Annotated in this window: 1 pseudogene; it reads left to right on the top strand. The window is 52.8% G+C overall.

Features of this window, described 5'->3' with window-relative positions:
- A pseudogene (locus AB4153_RS17020) lies at positions 1 to 269 on the top strand (RTX toxin); the annotation flags it as partial.

The following is a 269-nucleotide window of genomic DNA, read 5'->3' as shown; positions in this document are numbered from 1 at the left end:
GCTGACACCGACAACATGGACGCGACTGCGGGCTCAATTGATGTGGCGCTGACCATCAATGACGGCGCAGAAACCGCTGACATTTCAGGTACCACTACCGATGTGGCGCCAAACAGCACAGTCACCCTAACGCTCACCGATAGCGCTGGCACAGTACAAATCATCACTGGCGTCACTGTTGATGCCAATGGCGATTACAGCATTGATGGCGTGGATATTTCAGGCCTTGTTGATGGTGACATTACTGTTGATGCTCAAGCGGTCGATCA

The organism is Shewanella sp. 10N.286.52.E4, from assembly GCF_041468785.1.
GTDB lineage: Bacteria > Pseudomonadota > Gammaproteobacteria > Enterobacterales > Shewanellaceae > Shewanella > Shewanella electrodiphila.
Note: the sequence above shows the minus strand (reverse complement) of the source record. Positions and strands in the feature narration are given on the sequence as shown.